This is a genomic window from Snodgrassella sp. ESL0323 (assembly GCF_013346865.1).
In the GTDB taxonomy this organism is placed as follows: Bacteria; Pseudomonadota; Gammaproteobacteria; order Burkholderiales; family Neisseriaceae; genus Snodgrassella; species Snodgrassella alvi.
This window is the reverse complement of sequence record NZ_JAAEDT010000011.1, coordinates 39968-59126: the sequence shown is the minus strand read 5'-3', so window position 1 is coordinate 59126 and position 19159 is coordinate 39968. Positions and strand designations below refer to the sequence as shown.

Here is a 19159-nt window from a genome sequence, read left to right as displayed (position 1 = left end):
AAATGATTTCAATAAAAATATAATTTTGTGTCAATAACTCAAATATTAAATATGATTATTAATTCATCCGGAACTTATTTAAGTCTTTTATACCGATAATTTAAAATTAAACTCCATTTCCTTGTTATTTCTCTTTTATTCATTTACAACTTTAAAAGTAAATTTCTAAAATCACATTATTCAGAAACAATGTATTTATAAATATCTGTATCACACGATTAAATTTTAAAATATTTTTCTTACTATACTCTGTTTTTAACATATTTTGCAAGTGTTAATCCATACCATCAATCCTGTTCATTAATTCTAGACAGATAATACATCCTGTATTAATACCTTAGAAGTTAAATTAAAGACCTTCACCAAATTACACTGTGAATGTGTCTTTTATATTACTTATATCGGTAAAAAAGTGCGTTTTGTCTATTATCAGAAGAAACATCATATATATCTCACACCAACTCCTCTACTCTGACACTGATATTGCCTATAAAATGAGTATCAGCATGATTGTTAAAAAAGTACGGTAATGTCTTAAGATACATCCGATGCATAAAGCTTTTAATCAGAATGATTATATTCTGTAACAGAGCAATCATTTGATATCAAGCGCACAGAGATATATTGAGCGAATTTGTTCAATTTATCGTTTATAATTTTAGTGTATTTTCAGATAAATCATTAACATTTGTGTTTTGATTATTCAGGTATTAAATCTGTTTTTCAGCTCTTAGAACAATACACCATAATCCGTTTATTTATCAGAGCAATACCGTATCAATTTTATTTTCTAAGAATACAGGTAACTGTATTTAGCAAGTGATAAAGAAAGTATTAATTGCAAGACAAATCCAATAAAAATTGTATAAATGAAAATATTTTGATACTGAGCCTGTTAAAACAAATAAATTAGTAATCCGCGATAAGATAAATAATAAAAATTTATTTGCAATCAAAAAATTTCTACTTGTAAAAGTTAGACTATTCTTAATAAAAAAATTAATAATGACTGCTTACCACCATACCATCATAAGCCGGTGTGCAGTTTTTGGGGCAGCGATGCTTAAGTGCGTAATATTCCTGATTATGAGTCATATGAATGAAATAAGTTTGTCTGGCATTGATACGCTTAGCATAAGTAAAAGCTTGTTCGGTACTCAGATGACTTGGATATGGGGTATCCATCAGGCAATCGAGAAAGAGATAATCCAGTCCGTTTAAGTACGGAAATATAGATTCATCTATATGGTTAAGATCAGTAAACCAGGCGATGTTGCCAATACGAAAGGCACTGGTTGTCCAACTACCATGCGGTACACCGAAGTGCCATACAGGTACACCTTCAATAGTCAAAACGCTATTCTTACCTTGATTCAATGGCAGTTCATATGCACGTAATACCGGCCGGTTCCAATGGTTATTCTGTTCCAGAAAGGCATAATCGAAACGGTTCTGAATATTGGACAAGGTGTCATGGTGTCCGTAAACAGGAATAGCTGCACGTTGTCTGTAGCAAAATGCACGCAAATCATCAATGCCGTTAAGGTGGTCTGCATGCGGATGAGTATAAAGCACCCCATCGATACGCTGCAGCTTATGTTGTAAGGCCTGATGATAAAAATCAGTGCCAGTATCAATTTGCCAGTATTGTTCACCAATCTGTACATGAGCACTGCAACGGGTACGCCGGTTTTTGGGATCTGTGCTGATACATGCAGAACAGTTACACCCGATAACCGGTGTACCGGATGAGCTGCCGCAGCCAAGTACAGTAACGGTAATCTGTGTCATAGCTAATTGTGGACTGGCGGAATTTTATTAAAAAGCCGATAGGTATTAGCCGTTGTAGCTTCTTCAATGCTGGTGATGCTGTCTCCGCGCAGCTGTGCTACAAATTCGGCAGTATAGCGTACGTAAGCCGGTTCATTTTGTTTACCGCGTTTAGGCACAGGTGCCAGATAGGGAGCATCAGTTTCCACCAGTATCCGGTCTAACGGAACATAGCGACAGGCTTCCTGTATCTGTCTGGCATTTTTGAAAGTTACAATTCCGGAAAAGGAAATATAAAAACCCAAATCCAGTATAGCTTTGGCAAATGCAGTATCTTCTGTAAAACAGTGAATCACACCTTGTTGTGCTTGATTTTCACGCAATAGGCGCAATGTATCGCTGGCAGCTTCCCGAGTATGGATAATCAGAGGCAATCCGGTCTGATTGGATGCCTGAATATGCGTACTGAAGCGCTGATGCTGCCATGCCAGATCTCCGCTACACCAATGATAATCGAGCCCGGTTTCTCCGATACCCACTACTTTTGGATGTCGGGCAGCTGCAACCAGTTCATCCACGCTCATTTCTGCTGAATTCTGATATTCAGGATGAACACCTACGCTGGCAAACAGGTTTGTATGCTGTTCGGCCAGCGCCAGTACCTCAGCAGCGCTGGTACGGTCTACGCTAATAGCAATAGCCTGACCTATGTCTGCCTGAGCCATATTTTCCAGTATTTGCGGTAATCTGACTGCCAGATCAGGCATATTTAAATGGCAGTGTGAATCGATAAGCATGATTATAAAGTATAAGTAGTCCGTTCGCTTAGCAGTAATCCGGGCAAAATATCTTCAATCGACTGTTTTACTGCAATACTGTCTTCATCTTTACCAAATGCCAGCCCAATTCCCTGTGGCTGACCGTTTGAAGTAGTAGCGGTATTTATCCACACTACTTTGGTACGCAAATATTTGGCTTCGTTGAATTCCGGTAAGTTAACAATGAGTAATAATTCTTCTCCCATTTCAAAAGTATCAGTTGTGGGAGCGAACAGACCACCATGCTGCAAAAATGACATATAACTGCGATACAGTTCCGGTTTATCGGGTATTGTTAAATTGAGCATTTTGCCCGGCAGATTAGCAGGAGCTTCAGCCATAAATTTCCTTTATGATTTTGTGTTTTTTTGCTGCCAAATATTCAGATATTCAATTAATAAATCTTCCAGCTGCATTTTAACATTGAGTGTATGTTTACCGTAAGGGGCAAGCTTGTTTACTTTATCAATTAAGGCAAACAACGCTAATGTATCTGCTTGCTGGCTAATCTCATTTAATGTTTTAGTCCATCCAGGATAATACATAGGTTGCATATTTTGCTGAGCCAGTGACAGATCAAGTAACCATTTAGCCAGCCAGTCGAGAAAAGTAGCTAGAGCCAGTTTGTGTTTATCAAAAGTAGCAGCATAATCCAGCAAAGCAATCAGACGCGGCTTAACCAGCAAGGTAATTAATTCGTTACGCAGCCGGGTATGGCTGTCGTTCTCATTAAACAAAGGGGCTCCGCCGTGAAAGGCTAGCAGTTCAGCTGCATTATCTCCGTGTTGCTGCTGTGCATAAGCCAGTGCCTGTGCAGGCGCAGGTATGGTTAACACTACTTGCCGACAGCGGCTTTTAATTGTTGGTAACAGACGGTCTTTCTGATGGCTTACCAGAATAAATACCATACCTTGCGGCGGTTCTTCCAGAATTTTCAGCAGTGCGTTGGCTGCTTGCAGATTCATATTTTCTGCCGGATAAATCAGAGCTACACGCTTGCCGCCACGATGAGCACTCAGATGGGCAAAATCCAGAACGTTACGTATAGTTTCTACCTTAATCAGTGGCTGTTTACGCTCTCCGCCTTCGCCATCTGTTTCTTCGGGGGTAACCAGCAGAAAATCGGGATGGCTGTGCTGACTGTATAAATGACAGGATGTACACTCACCACACGGCTGATGATTAGTACCCGGAGACTCGCACAATAATGCTTGTGCCAGATATTCAGCAAATTCCCGTTTACCAACTCCCGGATGACCATAAAGCAGCCATGCATGCGGTTGTTGTTGCCAGTGCCGGGCTATCTGTTGCCAGACTGGTTCAAGCCATGGATAAATCATGAATCTAATCCAAACAACTGTGCTAACCCGTGGTTAATTTGCTGTGCCACATCCTGAAGATTCAAACTGCTATCAATAACAGAATAGCGACGGGGGGTGGCCGCAGCACGTTCCAGGTAGACAGCGCGAGTATGCTCAAAAAACGCAGTATCCAGTTGTTCAAAGCGATCAGGATGACTATTCTGGCTGAGACGTTGCTGTGCAACTGTAAGAGGTACATCCAGTAATAAAGTTAAATCGGGCTGAAAACTTTGCTGCACCCAGTTTTCCAGAATAGTGATATCTGTCAGTGGTAAACCACGTCCACCTCCCTGATAGGCAAATGTAGCATCGGTAAAACGATCACTGACTACATGTATGCCTTTTTCCAGTGCCGGTTTAATGACCTCATCCAGATGCTGCTGACGTGCAGCAAATATCATCAGAGTTTCAGTACGGGCATTAGCATGAGTAGCCGGGTTTAATAATAATTCGCGTAATGCCTCACCAATGGGCGTACCGCCGGGTTCCCGGGTAAAGAGTACCGGCAGCTGGTGTTTTTCAAACCAGTTACGTATGGTATTGAGGTTGGTTGATTTACCGGCACCGTCAATTCCATCCAGAGTAATAAATTTTGCTTTCATCAATAGTAAACCCGGTTAATGCTTTTTCAAGATATATTGGCGCACAGCAGCATTATGTTCATTCAGATTGTGGCTGAACTGGCTGCGTCCTGTACCATCATTTCGCGCTACAAAGTAAAGATAATTGTTACTGGCCGGATGTGCCGCAGCTTCGAGCGCTGCTTTACCCGGCAAAGCAATAGGAGTAGGCGGCAGACCGGAACGAGTATAAGTATTGTATGGTGTATCACGGCGTAAATCCGCTTTTCCAATCTTGCCTTTATAACGGGAACCCATACCATAAATGACAGTAGGATCTGTTTGTAATCTCATATGCTGATTAAGCCGGTTGACAAATACAGCTGCTACATTGTTTCTGTCTTCAGCATGGCCGGTTTCTTTTTCAATCAGGCTGGCCATAATTAGTAAATCATAAGCAGACTGATAAGGTAAATCACTGCGACGCTCTTCCCATGCAGCCTGTAAATGTCGCTGCATCGTATTAAATGCCTGCTGATAAAGAGATAAATCACTACTGTCTGAACTAATATCATAAGTAGCCGGAAAAAACAGCCCCTCCGCCTGAGTGTAATTACTTTCAGCATTTAGCTGCTGTAACAATTTGCTGTCCGGCCAGTCTTTCGTAATATGCTCAATATCCGGTGTGTTATCAATTAACCTGCGCATTTGCGCAAATGTACTGCCTTCAATAATCTGCACCGTAATGCTGTCTGGTTTACCGTTGCGCAACCTTTGTAAAATTTGCCAGCTGGAAACTGAACGGGGAATGCGATAATTACCCCGATGGATTTTATCTCCCATACCCAGCATATAAGCAGTACCGACAAAAACCCAGCGGCTGTAAATCACATCATTAGCAGATAAATTACGACTTACTCCACTGATGCCGTAGCCAGCCGGTACTTTTAACCGATAGCCTGTATTGCTTTTAGGCAGGAATAAAAGTGTTGCCCACACCAGCGCAAATACTAGTAAGCCTATTAATATTAAAAGTATAGTCTGTCTTTTTTTGCGTTGCATAAACGCTTTCCTGTTTGAGAACAAAAAATCTGGGTTAGCATGTAAGTATAAATTTAATTATCAGATGCGACTACTTTATCAATCCATGTTTATTATGGGATAGGTGTTATATTCAAAAATCATACCGGTTGAAAATCATATTTTCTCTCATTCTCAGCAAAGATTGAATCAGTGCTTGCAAAATTCGGTAGTTCAGGTAAAATGCGCAACCTATTCAGCAGTAATTCGCTGCACACAGTGGGGGGTATAGCTCAGTTGGTAGAGCGCTTGCATGGCATGCAAGAGGTCAGCGGTTCGATCCCGCTTACCTCCACCAGTTAACATATTGATTAGTAAATATAATTAGACGCCCGCCAGCGTCTATTTTTGTATTTACAAAATCTTTGCATGGGTCATGCTGCTTTTTTCTTACGATTGTGAGAGATTTTTTCTGTTGCGGGTCTGTTTCAAGAACCTAATCTGTCATTGCAATCGTGCATTCATATATACAAACTTCTTACCATCTTTTTGCTAGACTAGCCGCTTGGTGTTCAACCGAAGTATAAGCGGTTTTAATCAACCTTTCCCATAATAAGCACAGCAAATAGTACGTACAAAATCAAAGTATCTAATTGTTCCACTGTGAAGTCACTGTTGGTTTTGAAATATGCTACCTACCCGGCTGGCCGATAAGTCGATCATCGTATACCTTTGTTTGATGTATTTTCTTATTGGTAGTCACCAACAAGTCTAGTTATGCCGTGTGGCTGCACTCTTGATGGGATAAGATAGTGTTCAATGTTTGTTCGCATTTTTTGAGGATTAACATTCAATTAACATTCAATTTATGATAATCAAAATAATTACGCGAGTGTGTATCAATCGGCTAGATGGCAGCTTGAGCTAGTACACCTTGCATCTGGTCTAATTGACGCAAAAGTGAATTCTGCTTGGCATTTTGAAAGTTTCTCTGTGTATAGACTAAGCCAGGATTGTCAGTAAGCACAACCACACCGAGATTCTTTTAAAGAAGATCATTTCTACATTTCTTTTTATTAAAAACACCTCAACGATGATTCCGGTATATAAAAATCTGTAATAAATGCGGATTTGGCGTTAATTACTTTTGATGGTATGCTTTTGTATATGAAATTAAAAAAGAATATTTTAATATGAAACAATTTTTTTTTATTATGTGTTGCTGTCTGGCTTTAACAGCTTGCGGAAAAAGAATCAGTACCAGTAACCTACCGCAAAGCTGCCAGGATTTATTTAAACGGTGGGATGAATTGATTGTAAAGCTGGAATCTAACAGTAATATCCCCGCTTTCTATGTGCAATATGAAAAAGATGATCGAGCCATTATGCTAAATTCGGCTCAAAAAATTGAAGTAAGCAAAAAAGTACGTATGTGTGAATATTTTAAGCACTCTATTGATAAAAAATTGCAGGCTTTGGCTTCTGATCCGCATGGTCTTGACGATCATATCCAAAAAATAGAAAAACAAAATAATTATAATTAAACTAAAAAAGCACCCAATATAACCTGTATTGGTGCTTCAAATAGTCACATCTCATCTGCTGTTTCATAAGCGCAATTTGGACAGGTAATTTATAGCGCAAAGCTACTCTACCCGCCTCAGTCTTAAACTGATAATAGCCAAGCAGTACAGCAATCCAATCTTCTGCTACTGAACTTAAGAAGTTCGGTAAACTGACCAGCCATTCTTTGTTTTCTTTCCTCAACTCTCTTTAATGCTTTTATCATAAATTTAATTAATTTACTTGATGAGGATATATTACAATTGTAATTGAATATATATGATTAATTTTGTGATCTTATAGTAAAATTGCTATTTTTTGGTCATATTAAATTATAAGTTTTTAGCTTCCTCGTTAAACCATTTACCTATAATCATAACTAAGGTTCCAATACAATAGCATTTACCGGATTATATTCTTTACTGTCCATTATTTTTCTCATGTAATTGATTTCCTTATCAGCTTCTTCCTGTTTTATCTGCATCAGACATTGTCCTTCACATTGCATTTTTGTAAGCCGAGAAGGTTTAATATCAAATATAGTAGTTGTAAAAAAGACCACCAAAATGGTGGTCGATAATTTGCACATTTCTTCTCCTTTGTAGACCGGCGTATTTGTTATGGCAAATATCTGTTATTGTGTATTATGTTATACAGATAAATTAATGCATACATTCTAACTTTTGTTTAAAAATTTTTTTACCTTGGGGAGAGTTAAAACACTGGTAGATAAAATACCTGGCTGTTTTAAAAGAAGAGAAGAACGCTGCTTTACCTTCATAATAAACGGCAAAAATAGGTTGGTTATTAATAATAGCGTATTTGGATATTACAAAACCACTTTCTTTATGCATCCAGTCAAAACCGCGATCAGGTCGCTTTATTTTGGTTAAGCTGATTTTCATCACATTCTCCTGCTGTTATTAAGCCAGTTATTCTTATCCTGAAATTGTTATATCTATTGGTTCCCAGTCTTCACTATTTTTACAAGATAACCAACTAAGTGAGGTGTCTCCGATGTTATACTCGTCTTCATCAGTTGTAGAAATAACAACTCCATGGCTTTCAGAAAAAAACAGAACAATAAATCCGTATTCCGGATCCCTGCGAGCAACCGGATAGTTAATTCTTTCTTTTGAGGGTTTAACAATTTCCAGCATAATTAGCTCCTTTTTAAAAGTGATTAAATAGTGAGAGTTGCACTGTTGCCGAGTTCTAAAAACTTAAATACACTTATTTTTAATAAATCTACTGTGTTTTTTAAACTCATTTCATTTCCGTTTATAGCTGCAATTTTTAAAAAAGACCGATAAACAATTTCAAGAATAATAAACAAGTATTTGCTTATCCTAAACCTATGAAGCCTGGCAATCTGGTCAATCATTCTTTTTGTTTCTTTTCACCGATACTGTTTCATAACGAAGTCATTTATTTCTTTAACTTGTTCGATGGGTATATATTACAATTGTAATTAAATATATGCAATCAATTTTGTGATTATTTAAACTTAAAATCGATAATATTTTGATTATTAAAATGAATTAATTATTACTTTTGTGATTATTTGTTGTAAAAAAAACCGCTAATTGTTAGCGGTATCAAGTTAGAAGTTTTAGCCTCCTCGCCAGACCATTTTACCTAGTACTTTAAACTGGTCATATGTTTCTTGCGTTACATGCATAGTTTCATAATCTCGGTGATAGCTAATGATATCAATACCATCTTCAGAATTACGTAATTCTTTAATATATAACCTATTTTTAAATATTATTGCATATACACTGCCATCTACAATCTCTAAATCATTTATGTCTAGCAAAATCGTGTCCATGTCATAGAGTAAGGGCTCCATGGATTCACCACGAACATACATTGCTTTAAGAGATGACTCATTAAGACCTCTTCTCTGTAGCCAACTTTCTCTGAAGAGTAATTTATCCGGAGTATCACGAACTATCCAAGTTGCGTTACCAATACCTGCAGATAAACTGATATCATAATACGGAATTTTCACATACGCCCCTATATCGTTACTAATATTTTTGTCAGAATAACTACCAATTTCAGAGGACACCGGAACTACACTTAAATCTTTTACACCATTTAATAAATAATTTGGTGTAGTATCAAGAGCTTCTGCAAGCTCTATTATCCTTTTTGTGCTTTTATTTCTGCCTGTTTCTATTTGAGCGATTGTACTTTGTGGAACGCCCGCCATTTTTGCTAATTTAGCTTGTGAAAGATTTTTACTTTCACGAAGCTTAGCCAGACGTTCTCCGAATGTGGCCATAGATCGCTTTCTGGAAAAAGATTAAAATTTATCACATATGTGATAATGCTTCAATAATCTAAGCATATTGCGATTGTACTAAAATTCTAAAATGAAACTCTTTTGGATTGATAATTTAAAATAAAATATTACAATTCTGCTTGCTCATCATAATCATCCAATACCCCATCATTCATTCTGTCTAAATGTTTTTGTTTACTCAGCTCTTTCAGTTTACTATATGAAATATAGCTACAACTTTCAGATAAAGGACCTTTTTCCAATAGAGAAAACACCGGTCTGAGTATTTCCTGAAAAACTTTTTCCTGCCGACTATCAGGTGCAACAATATGTAATTTAATATTCATATTCGGTTGCAATGCAAGCAAATCAGCCATTCTTAATAAACCTGAATAAACTGAAGTTGTGTGTTCCACTTCGAACGCCCGAACAATTGAACGCCCTTTTAACCAAATAACATCTATTTGTTCAATCGTACTTAATGTCGTCTCATCATAATTAAGCGGTAATCTGTCCAATAAAGCTTCGGTATCTTTTTTCCATTCTTTTAAGACTCTGCTGCGATCTGCCTTAGGTAACCAAATTCGATGTCCCATACAAGCTCCTATCTGAGCCAGTAATGCCTGCATTTTAATTGATTCACGGACATCATTATTTATGCAAATTTCATTATTTTCTAATAATTCTTCACTTTCAGGTACAGAAACTTCAATAACTTTTTCAACACGATTTACAGTATGCTTTTTTAAGTTTTTCAGCTCTTTTTCATCTAAAGGATATGGAAAAGGATTATTAGCCTGCATCGATAGCATCTTCGCCAATAACTCTCCGTCTTTATCATTAAGTTTATTTAAACTGTTTCGCAGAATACCGGTCCAGATACCACTATTTTTAGGATATGACTGAGTAAAAGAAAGGTGCTGCCAGATTTTATCGTCACGAATAGGGATTGAATCAGGTAAAGATAACCATACTTTTGTTCGCACATGAAAACGCAAGATAAACGGATCATTATTTTCTACAAAAATAGGAGTATTATCTTGAAATGGACAATTATCAATCACTTCAAGCAAACCACACCAGCGAGATAATCGAGTAATATAACAAACTAGGATATCCCCGGTTTTAAGCTTTGCTGCTAAACTCTGATGCCTGATACGAAAACCACTAACAGTTCTATCAGAACGGGTAAAAGCTTCATAGGTTTCCGGTGAAAAAAGATTTATGTAGTAAGTCATAAGTTATATCTTTTACAATTTTAAACATCATAACTATTTTATTTATATCTCACTTACTGGAATTACCATAGCAATTAAAAAAATTGGTGCTAACAATTACTTTAAAGTTATTAATGAAGTTGAGATTTATGCATATTATATAAAATTTTATTATTAATATTACCTAAAAACAAAAGATATTGACACAAAAAATATTAAATAACTAACAATAATATCAACTCATTCTAGTCATTTTCCGGATCAGTATAAGAGTGTATTAACTTAAATAATATGCTGTTTGTTCTAATATCTGCTGTAATGTTTCTGCGCTCAACCCTAATGCACGTATACATAAAGCACAATCGGCCGCCTGAGTAATCCCCCACAGATATTGATTATTTTCTAACGGCCAGTCTGGCTGTAGTGCAGAATAGATTTCGTTAACCAATTGCTGGATTTCGTTTTTGCTGGCAGCGGTATTGACATAGTAAAGACAAGCCTGATGGGTATATTGCTCCATCTGTCCCAGTACATTTAACGGCTGCTGGTGCGGATGCCAGTATATATTGTCATTAAGCAATGTCTGCTGTCGGTAATCAATGTTAATGCGTGAAGACAGATAGCGAAAATCCCAGCTTTCCTGATTAAGCACGCGACCGCAGGCTATGATTTCACCTAGAATGAGCTGACAGTTATCTGACAGAGTAATGTGCATGGTTTGTGTTAAAGCTGCATCACGATGCAATACCAAAGGATGAGGCAGATAGCATAGCCGGCTGTGTTCATGCAAGTAGATACGGGTATGCTGCTGTGCTTCCGTAGCAGCCGGCATGGATTGCACCCGGGTAAATGCCTGGGTAAACAAATACAATTGGGTTTGTTCCGCCAGCTCTATATCAATATCAATACTATCCCCTGCCAGTAATCCCGGTGATGAACTCATTTGTATCGCCGGCAAAGCCTGCGACCATACCGGTGATATCATTTGCGGTAAAGGTAGAATTTTCAGCGGTGGTGTATAAAAGCAACTGGCAAAGGTAGTCTGTCCGTGCCGGTTTAGCTGAGTAGTTAGATGTAAACGGCTGTGCATTAACGTATCAGACCGGCTGGTTCGTCTGTGTTCTCAAGTAAGGCGTATTTTTTAATCCATTTGATTACAGTGTTAATACCTTCCTCTGCCATCAGATTGGTAAATACAAATGGCTGCCCTTTTCGCATACGCTGCGCATCATGCTGCATCACTTCAAGGCTGGCACCCACATACGGCGCTAAATCAGTTTTATTGATAACCAGCAAATCAGAACGGGTAATACCCGGTCCGCCTTTGCGCGGAATTTTTTCTCCCTGTGCCACATCTATAACAAACAGCGTAACATCAGCCAGATCAGGGCTGAAAGTAGCTGAAAGATTATCACCACCACTTTCGATAAATACGATCTGAATATCTGGAAAGCGTGCTGTCATTTCATCTACTGCTTCCAAATTCATACTGGCATCTTCACGAATGGCAGTATGCGGACAGCCACCGGTTTCTACGCCCATAATTCGTTCTGGTGGCAACAGGCTGTTTTTAGTCAGAAATTCAGCATCTTCCTGCGTATAGATATCATTGGTAATCACCGCAATACTATATTCCTGAGCCATATGACGGGTAAGTTTTTCAATCAGTGCAGTTTTACCGGAACCTACCGGACCGGCAACGCCGATTTTAATGTATTCACGCATGGTGCTCCTTCTGCATCGATTCCATTTATTCGGATTGATACAGTGTTTCACGAATAACTCAGCTGCTTCTATTCAGACAGAACAGCTTGTTTATTAAACAATTAGTTCAGAAGCCACTTCTGTCTGAACTGATTTTATCCGGGTATTGTTATCAGCCTGCAAACAGCATACCGAAACCAATCAAACCAATCACGCTGCCGGTAAACCGCAACACCCACTGATGTTTACTCATTATTGTACCCAGTGCAAATCCAAGGGCATGCAAAGCCGCCGTTGCAATAATAAAGCCACAGGCATAACTGAATGCACCGTGTGAGCCCATTTCGGCACCATGTGCGATACCATGAAACAAAGCAAACAGACCAACCACCAGCATAGCAGCACCTGCCGGTACTTTTTTCAGCCAGGCCGCAGCCAGCCCCAATACCAGTACGGAAGCGGCAATCCCCTGCTCCAGCATTGGTATTCGGATATCCTGCGCTCCCATCACAAATCCGGCAGTCATCACACTGACAAAAGTAACAGGAATCAGCCAGCGTGCTTTACCCTGAAAAGTTGCCGCCCATAAACCCACTGCTACCATAGCCAGCAGATGATCCCAACCACTGAGCGGATGCTGAACACCTGCCATCCAGCCTTCGGTAAGGTGTCCGGGATGAGCAAAAGCAAATGCCGGGGTTAATAATAACAAAGCAAATATTTTTTTCATGTTTTCCTCCAGTGTTGAGACATTAACTCATATACAAACGGCTATACAAACGCTCGTGCTGCATTGCCCGAATGTCCGTTGCCAGTGTTGTAGCGCCAAGTTGCTGTTGTTGCGGTTGCATACTTGCAATAACGATATGAGCTATTACTGCATGCAATTCAATTAACATTTCCTGTCCGGCCATCTGGCTGAGCGGTATCAGCTTAACTCCGTTGGTAACTAAACCTACTACCGCATTGTAATAAAATGCCTGCAATGCTGCCGCTTTATCCAGTTGCAAGGATGCAGCAAGTAATCCAAATACCAGCGGGTAAAACCCGCGTACCTGCTGTGCTGTTAACGCAGCCTGATAGGAAACCACTATTGCTGCGCTGGTATGTGGTGCAAAAATTTTCAGCAGACGTATGCCGAGCTTATAACTACTTTCCCGTAATTCACGTGCGATTTTTGTCGCCCCTATCTGCCTGTCCAAAGATATCAGAGCATTCAGATTATGTTCAGTAGCAGCAGTATAAGCCAGAGACATGTAAGCACCATCATTATGTAACCAGTTTTGCTTTAGCTGTGTTTCAGCAAATGCTTTCAGTGTAACAGCATCATAAATAATGCCCTGCTGAACAAAAGTCTCCAGCCCTCCGGAATGGTTAAAACCACCGATTGGTAGCGTCGGGTCGGCCAGTTGCAGCAATAATCCTGCGCGTGTCAGTGTTTCTATATCAATTTTTCGGTCTGAGCCGGACATATAGTGCAATTCATTAATGATGGTGATGGCCGGTTATATCATGGCTATGGCTGTGTCCTGCGCCGATACCAGGCGCTGAATTAGCCCGCAACTGTTCACTTAATCTTCGTTGCTGACGTGTCGGTGCGAATCCGGCAGCCTGCAGCCACTCAAATAAAGGTTTATCAAACGGTAATAGCAATTCATTACCATCCAGAAACAATGGTGTGTGTTTATTACCGATTTCATAGCAGGCACGTGCCATTTCCGGCAAAGTTTGCGGAGCAAGTACCATGACTTCACTTGGTTCGATTTGCACTGCAATGACCAGCTGTTTATCCAGATAAACCACATCATCATGATGCAGTCGCTGCCCCTCTTTCAGCAGGCGAAAAGCAATTTCGCGCCCGCCGGCAGTTGTAGTACGGATAATGCGCCGGTCTGCTTCAAACCATTGCAGGCAGACAGTATCCAGCATCTGAGTAGTAATCTGCTTTTCCTGTTTAAGAGTTTGCAGATTGCCGATAATGGTTTGGATAATTAGATTCATTTGTGGTTTTATAAAAAATATTATTGCATATTAAAACAGAAAATATCGCTGCGCCAAAGCCACTTTATTTACTGGTTTACAGGTAATATGTTCGCCATTCACCTGCACTTCATAAGTTTCCGGATTTACGCTGATTTCCGGCATAGCATTATTGTGAATCAGGTCTTTTTTACCGATTGCACGGCAATTATGCACTGGCAGAGTCTGTTTAGATAAACCGTATTTTTTGCGAATATCATTATCCACCCCTGCCTGAGAGACAAATAACACAGCAGTATCCTGAACAGCACGCCCCAGCGCACCAAACATCGGCCGGTAAATAACTGGCTGCGGTGTCGGAATGGAGGCATTCGGATCACCCATACGTGCATAACTGATGCTGCCGCCCTTGATAATAATTTCCGGCTTAACCCCAAAAAATGCCGGTTTCCACAGAACCAAATCGGCAATTTTACCTGCTTCAATTGAGCCGACATAATCACTGATGCCTTGGGCAATAGCCGGATTAATGGTGTATTTCGCCAGATATCGCTTAATACGGAAATTGTCATTCGCACCTGTTTCTTCAGCCAGATGTCCGCGCTGCTGTTTCATTTTATCGGCAGTTTGCCATGTTCGCAGAATCACTTCTGCCACTCTGCCCATAGCCTGCGAATCTGAACTCATAATCGAAAAAACACCCATATCATGCAAAATATCTTCGGCAGCTATGGTTTCTGGACGAATACGTGAATCAGCAAACGCCACATCTTCTGCTACACTTTTATCCAGATGATGGCACACCATCAGCATATCCAGATGTTCGTCTATGGTATTAACTGTAAACGGACGGGTAGGATTGGTGGAAGCCGGTAATACATTCGGATACATCGCAGCTTTAATAATATCCGGAGCATGCCCGCCACCTGCACCTTCAGTATGAAAGGTATGGATTACACGGCCATTAATTGCACGCATGGTATCTTCAAGAAAACCGCCTTCATTCAGCGTATCAGTATGAATTGCCACCTGCACGTCCATCTCATCGGCCACCCGTAATGATGCATCGATGACAGCGGCTGTAGCTCCCCAGTCTTCATGGATTTTTAACCCCAGTGCTCCGGCATTTATCTGTTCACGCAGCGGCTCCGGAGTGCCACAGTTACCTTTACCAAAAAAACCAAGGTTAACCGGCGCTTGTTCAGCAGCCTGTAACATTTTCTGAATATGCCATGCGCCCGGTGTGACTGTGGTGGCATTGGTACCATCGGCCGGACCAGTACCACCGCCAATCATGGTAGTAATACCCGATTCGATGGCATGAGTAATCTGTTGCGGAGAAATAAAGTGAATATGGGTATCAATCCCGCCTGCGGTCGCAATCAGGTTGGCACCATTATGCACTTCGGTAGCAGCACCAATAATCATTCTGGGGTGCACTCCGTCCATTGTATCCGGATTCCCCGACTGACCTACAGCAACAATTTTGCCGTCACGAATACCAATATCAGCTTTTACAATGCCCCAATAGTCCAGTATCAGTACATTAGTGATAACCATATCAAGCACATTTTCATTACTGCGCGTTGCTGTAGCAGACTGTGCCATTCCGTCCCGGATGGATTTACCACCACCGAATTTTCCTTCGTCACCATATGTAAGCAAATCACGCTCTACTTCTGCAAATAATTCAGTATCACCCAAACGTACTTTATCGCCTACTGTTGGTCCGTAAGTAGCAACATATTGCCGGCGGGAAATTTTCAGGCTCATAGCTGGTTTCTCTGTCTAAATAATTTGTATCGATTTTTCGGTAAGTTATTTTTGCTATTAATCAGAATATTTACATCAATCTGTTATTGCTCAGACGGATAAATTATTCACTGTTTACGCTGCCATTTATGGCATTATGAAAACCAAATATTTTTTTGTGCCCGCCAAACTCCGTCAGTTCTACCGTTTTCGATTCTCCGGGTTCAAACCGGACTGCGTTACCGGAAGGAACATTCAGACGCATGCCGCGTGTCTGTTCCCGCTCAAACTCAAGTGCCGGATTGGTTTCATAAAAATGATAGTGGGAACCCACTTGTATCGGACGGTCACCACGATTGATGACCACAATGGTCATTGTACGGCGGTTCTGATTGGCCATGATGTCATCTGCGGCCAGAATATATTCTCCCGGAATCATGCTGTTTCTCCTGAATTTGTTTTGAGCAGATATTATTTGCTGTTTAATAATAATTCGCCTGCAGCTAATCTCAGAATAACTGACGTTTATTTCAGCGGATAGGCTGATGTACGGTAACCAGCTTTGTCCCGTCCGGAAAAGTAGCTTCAATCTGGACTTCATCTACCATATCAGCAACACCTTCCATAACATCAGCAGTGGTGAGCAGTGTTGCTCCGTACTGCATGAGTTCTGCCACACTCATACCGTCCCGCGCAGCTTCCTGCAGCTGGCTGCTGATATAAGCTATCGCTTCTGGATAGTTCAGTTTTACTCCCCGCGCCCGGCGTCTGGCCGCAAGTTCTCCTGCCAGAAACAGCATCAGTTTTTCCTGTTCACGACTGGTTAAGTGCATAGTTTCTCTCTGTAAATTATTGGATTGATGAATTAATTTTAATATGACTTTATTATATATCTTAGATAGATTTATCTATCTTTGTAATATTGATAAATTTTATAAATGATCAGGCTTAGAAAAATAATTAAAGATATTCTGCCTAAGATAAACCCGGCTTTATAGGCGGTACTATTTTTATCCACATTCGCAAAAGCATTTGTTACAGGAATAGTAAATATGGCACTCGACCATAGAAAATGTTTTATATATTTCATAATCGGATTAAATTTGAATAAAAAAAATTAGCTTTCAAAATCCTTATTTAAACTCAAATTTATTAAACAAATGTTATAAAAACATAATAAACTTAAATAAAACAGTTTGTACAGTTAAATCGAAAATCCTTATATAAAAATGCTTGCTCTGATTACTTATACCGTAACAGAAGCAGGCATTTTAAATTATTTAATTTTTAAGCCTTTAAACTTGCTTTGCACTGATTAAATCACACCCTGAGCTTTAATCCTCGGCTGACTATCCAGCTTATTCAAAGCAGACAGATAAGCTTTGGCACTGGCAACAATAATATCTGTATCAGCACCCTGTCCGCTTACCAGATTACCTTCACGCGACAGACGAACGGTAACTTCACCCTGACTTTCGGTACCGGCAGTAATGGCATTAACGGAATACAGTTGTAAATCGGCTGTGCTGTGCGCTTCAGATTCAATGGCTTTGAATACCGCATCAACCGGTCCTGAACCATGACCGCTGGCCCGTTTTTCGTTTCCATCCAGATTAAAAACAATTTCTGCTACCGGTTCTTCTCCGGTTTCACTGTGAATACTCAGAGATACATATTTGTAACGATCCGGTGCACGGCTAACCAGCTCATCTGAAACCAACGCATGCAGGTCTTCATCGAAAATTTCACGTTTTTTATCTGCCAGCTCTTTAAAGCGGGCAAAGGCTGCATTCAGTGCTTCTTCACTATCCAGCTCGATACCCAGCTCCTGTAATTTAGTCCGGAAAGCATTACGTCCGGAAAGTTTACCCAGTGTAAGCCGGTTTGTACTCCAGCCAACTGATTCAGCAGACATGATTTCATAAGTTTCGCGGCATTTCAGCACCCCATCCTGGTGGATACCGGATTCATGGGAGAAAGCATTGGCGCCTACAATGGCTTTATTTGGCTGGACAGGATAACCGGTAACTGTAGAAACCATTTTTGAGGTAGAAACAATTTGTGTGGTATCAATATTGGTTTCCAGACCAAAAATGTCGTGACGGGTCTTCAGTGCCATGACTACTTCTTCCAGACTGGCATTACCTGCCCGTTCACCTAGACCATTAATAGTACACTCCACCTGTCGTGCTCCACCACTTACGGCGGCCAGTGAGTTTCCTACGGCCAGCCCGAGATCATTATGACAGTGTGCCGACCAGATAACCTTATCACTGCCTGGTGTTTTCTGAATCAATTCACGGAAAAATGCTTCAGTCTGAAAAGGAATGGCATAACCGACTGTATCCGGAATATTGATGGTAGTAGCACCTGCCTCAATAACTGCCTGACAAATCTCGGCAAGAAAATTGATATCACTGCGCAATGCATCTTCGCAGGAAAATTCCACATCATCAGTATATTCGCGTGCAATTTTTACTGCTTTAACGGCGGTTTCTTTTACCTGTTGCGGTTTCATGCGCAGTTTATGTTCCATATGCAACGGGCTGGTAGCTATAAAAGTATGAATGCGTTTGCGCTTTGCCGGTGCAATGGCTTCTCCGGCCTTACGTACATCTCGTTCATTAGCCCGTGACAGTGAACATACCGTTGCATTCTGAATAATTTCGGCGATACTGTGAATAGCATCAAAATCACCCGGGCTGGCAGCAGCAAATCCTGCCTCAATTACATCTACACCTAATTTCTCCAACTGGCGTGCGATGCGGATTTTTTCTTCTTTGGTCATGGCTGCACCCGGCGACTGTTCTCCATCGCGCAGGGTGGTGTCAAATATGATGACTCGATTATTGGTACTGGTCATTCTTGGTCTCTCCAAGGTAGTGTTATTGTGTTGCATAAATGCATTGATATCCAGCGGCTTATTTTGTTTCTCAGCCATCAGAATAATTTTTTGTAACTGATTTAATGGTAATGAACCACGCTTACGCCATTTATAAATAGCAGCTGTAGAAGCAGCATTATCCGGATAATGTTGTTTGAGTGCCTCTGCTAAAGCATTGACGCCACCAAAATAGGCAATTAAGCGGTCTATATTCAATTGCATAACTGACCTTTTGTCCAA

At 40.2% G+C, this 19159-nt stretch carries 22 protein-coding genes and 1 tRNA gene; 2 read left to right on the top strand and 21 right to left on the bottom strand.

Features of this window, described 5'->3' with window-relative positions; genetic code table 11:
- Positions 1 to 999: 999 nt before the first annotated feature.
- The 6 genes from GY065_RS02430 to mltG are packed head-to-tail and all read right to left on the bottom strand — an operon-like array spanning position 1000 to position 5571.
- Entirely contained in the window at positions 1000 to 1791 is a 792-nt protein-coding gene (locus GY065_RS02430; protein ID WP_174832957.1) for an MBL fold metallo-hydrolase, read from the bottom strand.
- A gap of 2 nt (positions 1792 to 1793) precedes the next feature.
- The gene (locus GY065_RS02425) at positions 1794 to 2570 is read right to left on the bottom strand and encodes a YchF/TatD family DNA exonuclease (protein WP_174833041.1); all 777 of its coding nucleotides are present in this window, start codon (positions 2568 to 2570) and stop codon (positions 1794 to 1796) included.
- Positions 2570 to 2929, bottom strand: coding sequence for a PilZ domain-containing protein (locus GY065_RS02420; RefSeq protein ID WP_037475690.1), 360 nt, complete (start codon positions 2927 to 2929; stop codon positions 2570 to 2572). Before GY065_RS02420 ends, GY065_RS02425 begins: the two co-directional genes overlap by 1 nt.
- A 9-nt stretch (positions 2930 to 2938) precedes the next feature.
- Positions 2939 to 3928 (bottom strand): DNA polymerase III subunit delta', encoded by a 990-nt coding sequence (gene holB / locus GY065_RS02415; protein WP_174832956.1) that lies wholly within the window; start codon positions 3926 to 3928, stop codon positions 2939 to 2941.
- A complete protein-coding gene (tmk, locus tag GY065_RS02410; protein WP_174832955.1) occupies positions 3925 to 4551 on the bottom strand; it encodes a dTMP kinase in 627 nt (208 codons plus the stop codon). Before tmk ends, holB begins: the two co-directional genes overlap by 4 nt.
- Positions 4552 to 4566: 15 nt before the next feature.
- Positions 4567 to 5571, bottom strand: coding sequence for an endolytic transglycosylase MltG (mltG, locus tag GY065_RS02405; protein ID WP_174832954.1), 1005 nt, complete (start codon positions 5569 to 5571; stop codon positions 4567 to 4569).
- A 240-nt stretch (positions 5572 to 5811) separates the two neighbouring features.
- Between mltG and GY065_RS02400 the strand changes: the two genes are divergently transcribed.
- Positions 5812 to 5887 (top strand) — tRNA-Ala (locus tag GY065_RS02400).
- Between the two features lie 391 nt (positions 5888 to 6278).
- Here GY065_RS02400 and GY065_RS13530 read toward each other — a convergent pair.
- On the bottom strand, positions 6279 to 6362 hold the full coding sequence (locus GY065_RS13530; protein WP_371731930.1) for a hypothetical protein: 84 nt from the start codon (positions 6360 to 6362) through the stop codon (positions 6279 to 6281).
- A gap of 360 nt (positions 6363 to 6722) precedes the next feature.
- Between GY065_RS13530 and GY065_RS02390 the strand changes: the two genes are divergently transcribed.
- Complete coding sequence (locus tag GY065_RS02390; protein WP_037475699.1) at positions 6723 to 7073, top strand: hypothetical protein; 351 nt, start codon at positions 6723 to 6725, stop codon at positions 7071 to 7073.
- 398 nt (positions 7074 to 7471) lie between these two features.
- Here the strand turns inward: GY065_RS02390 and GY065_RS02385 are convergent, their stop codons facing one another.
- The 14 genes from GY065_RS02385 to GY065_RS02320 form a co-directional block, all read right to left on the bottom strand.
- Positions 7472 to 7681, bottom strand: coding sequence for a hypothetical protein (locus tag GY065_RS02385; protein ID WP_174832952.1), 210 nt, complete (start codon positions 7679 to 7681; stop codon positions 7472 to 7474).
- A 73-nt stretch (positions 7682 to 7754) separates the two neighbouring features.
- Complete coding sequence (locus GY065_RS02380) at positions 7755 to 7997, bottom strand: hypothetical protein (RefSeq protein WP_174832951.1); 243 nt, start codon at positions 7995 to 7997, stop codon at positions 7755 to 7757.
- A gap of 33 nt (positions 7998 to 8030) precedes the next feature.
- Positions 8031 to 8252: a hypothetical protein gene (locus tag GY065_RS02375; protein WP_037475708.1), complete on the bottom strand. Its 222-nt coding sequence runs from the start codon at positions 8250 to 8252 to the stop codon at positions 8031 to 8033.
- Between the two features lie 452 nt (positions 8253 to 8704).
- Positions 8705 to 9382 carry an XRE family transcriptional regulator gene (locus GY065_RS02370; RefSeq protein WP_174832950.1) on the bottom strand — a complete coding sequence of 226 codons (678 nt, stop codon included), beginning with the start codon at positions 9380 to 9382 and terminating at the stop codon, positions 8705 to 8707.
- Positions 9383 to 9510: 128 nt separating this feature from the next.
- Positions 9511 to 10620 carry a hypothetical protein gene (locus GY065_RS02365; RefSeq protein WP_174832949.1) on the bottom strand — a complete coding sequence of 370 codons (1110 nt, stop codon included), beginning with the start codon at positions 10618 to 10620 and terminating at the stop codon, positions 9511 to 9513.
- A 256-nt stretch (positions 10621 to 10876) separates the two neighbouring features.
- Positions 10877 to 11689, bottom strand: coding sequence for an urease accessory protein UreD (locus tag GY065_RS02360; RefSeq protein ID WP_174832948.1), 813 nt, complete (start codon positions 11687 to 11689; stop codon positions 10877 to 10879).
- Entirely contained in the window at positions 11689 to 12324 is a 636-nt protein-coding gene (ureG, locus tag GY065_RS02355; RefSeq protein ID WP_041879290.1) for an urease accessory protein UreG, read from the bottom strand. The genes GY065_RS02360 and ureG overlap by 1 nt, the downstream gene beginning before the upstream one ends.
- A gap of 151 nt (positions 12325 to 12475) precedes the next feature.
- Positions 12476 to 13033: a HupE/UreJ family protein gene (locus tag GY065_RS02350; RefSeq protein WP_174832947.1), complete on the bottom strand. Its 558-nt coding sequence runs from the start codon at positions 13031 to 13033 to the stop codon at positions 12476 to 12478.
- 22 nt (positions 13034 to 13055) lie between these two features.
- Complete coding sequence (locus GY065_RS02345; RefSeq protein WP_174832946.1) at positions 13056 to 13775, bottom strand: urease accessory protein UreF; 720 nt, start codon at positions 13773 to 13775, stop codon at positions 13056 to 13058.
- A 13-nt stretch (positions 13776 to 13788) separates the two neighbouring features.
- The gene (gene ureE / locus GY065_RS02340; protein WP_084551345.1) at positions 13789 to 14304 is read right to left on the bottom strand and encodes an urease accessory protein UreE; all 516 of its coding nucleotides are present in this window, start codon (positions 14302 to 14304) and stop codon (positions 13789 to 13791) included.
- 30 nt (positions 14305 to 14334) lie between these two features.
- Entirely contained in the window at positions 14335 to 16056 is a 1722-nt protein-coding gene (gene ureC / locus GY065_RS02335) for an urease subunit alpha (RefSeq protein WP_174832945.1), read from the bottom strand.
- Positions 16057 to 16159: 103 nt separating this feature from the next.
- Positions 16160 to 16474, bottom strand: coding sequence for an urease subunit beta (locus GY065_RS02330; protein WP_025330074.1), 315 nt, complete (start codon positions 16472 to 16474; stop codon positions 16160 to 16162).
- A 91-nt stretch (positions 16475 to 16565) separates the two neighbouring features.
- Positions 16566 to 16868 carry an urease subunit gamma gene (gene ureA / locus GY065_RS02325; RefSeq protein ID WP_037392615.1) on the bottom strand — a complete coding sequence of 101 codons (303 nt, stop codon included), beginning with the start codon at positions 16866 to 16868 and terminating at the stop codon, positions 16566 to 16568.
- A gap of 482 nt (positions 16869 to 17350) precedes the next feature.
- Positions 17351 to 19141 (bottom strand): 2-isopropylmalate synthase, encoded by a 1791-nt coding sequence (locus tag GY065_RS02320; RefSeq protein ID WP_174832944.1) that lies wholly within the window; start codon positions 19139 to 19141, stop codon positions 17351 to 17353.
- Between the last annotated feature and the right edge of the window lie 18 nt (positions 19142 to 19159).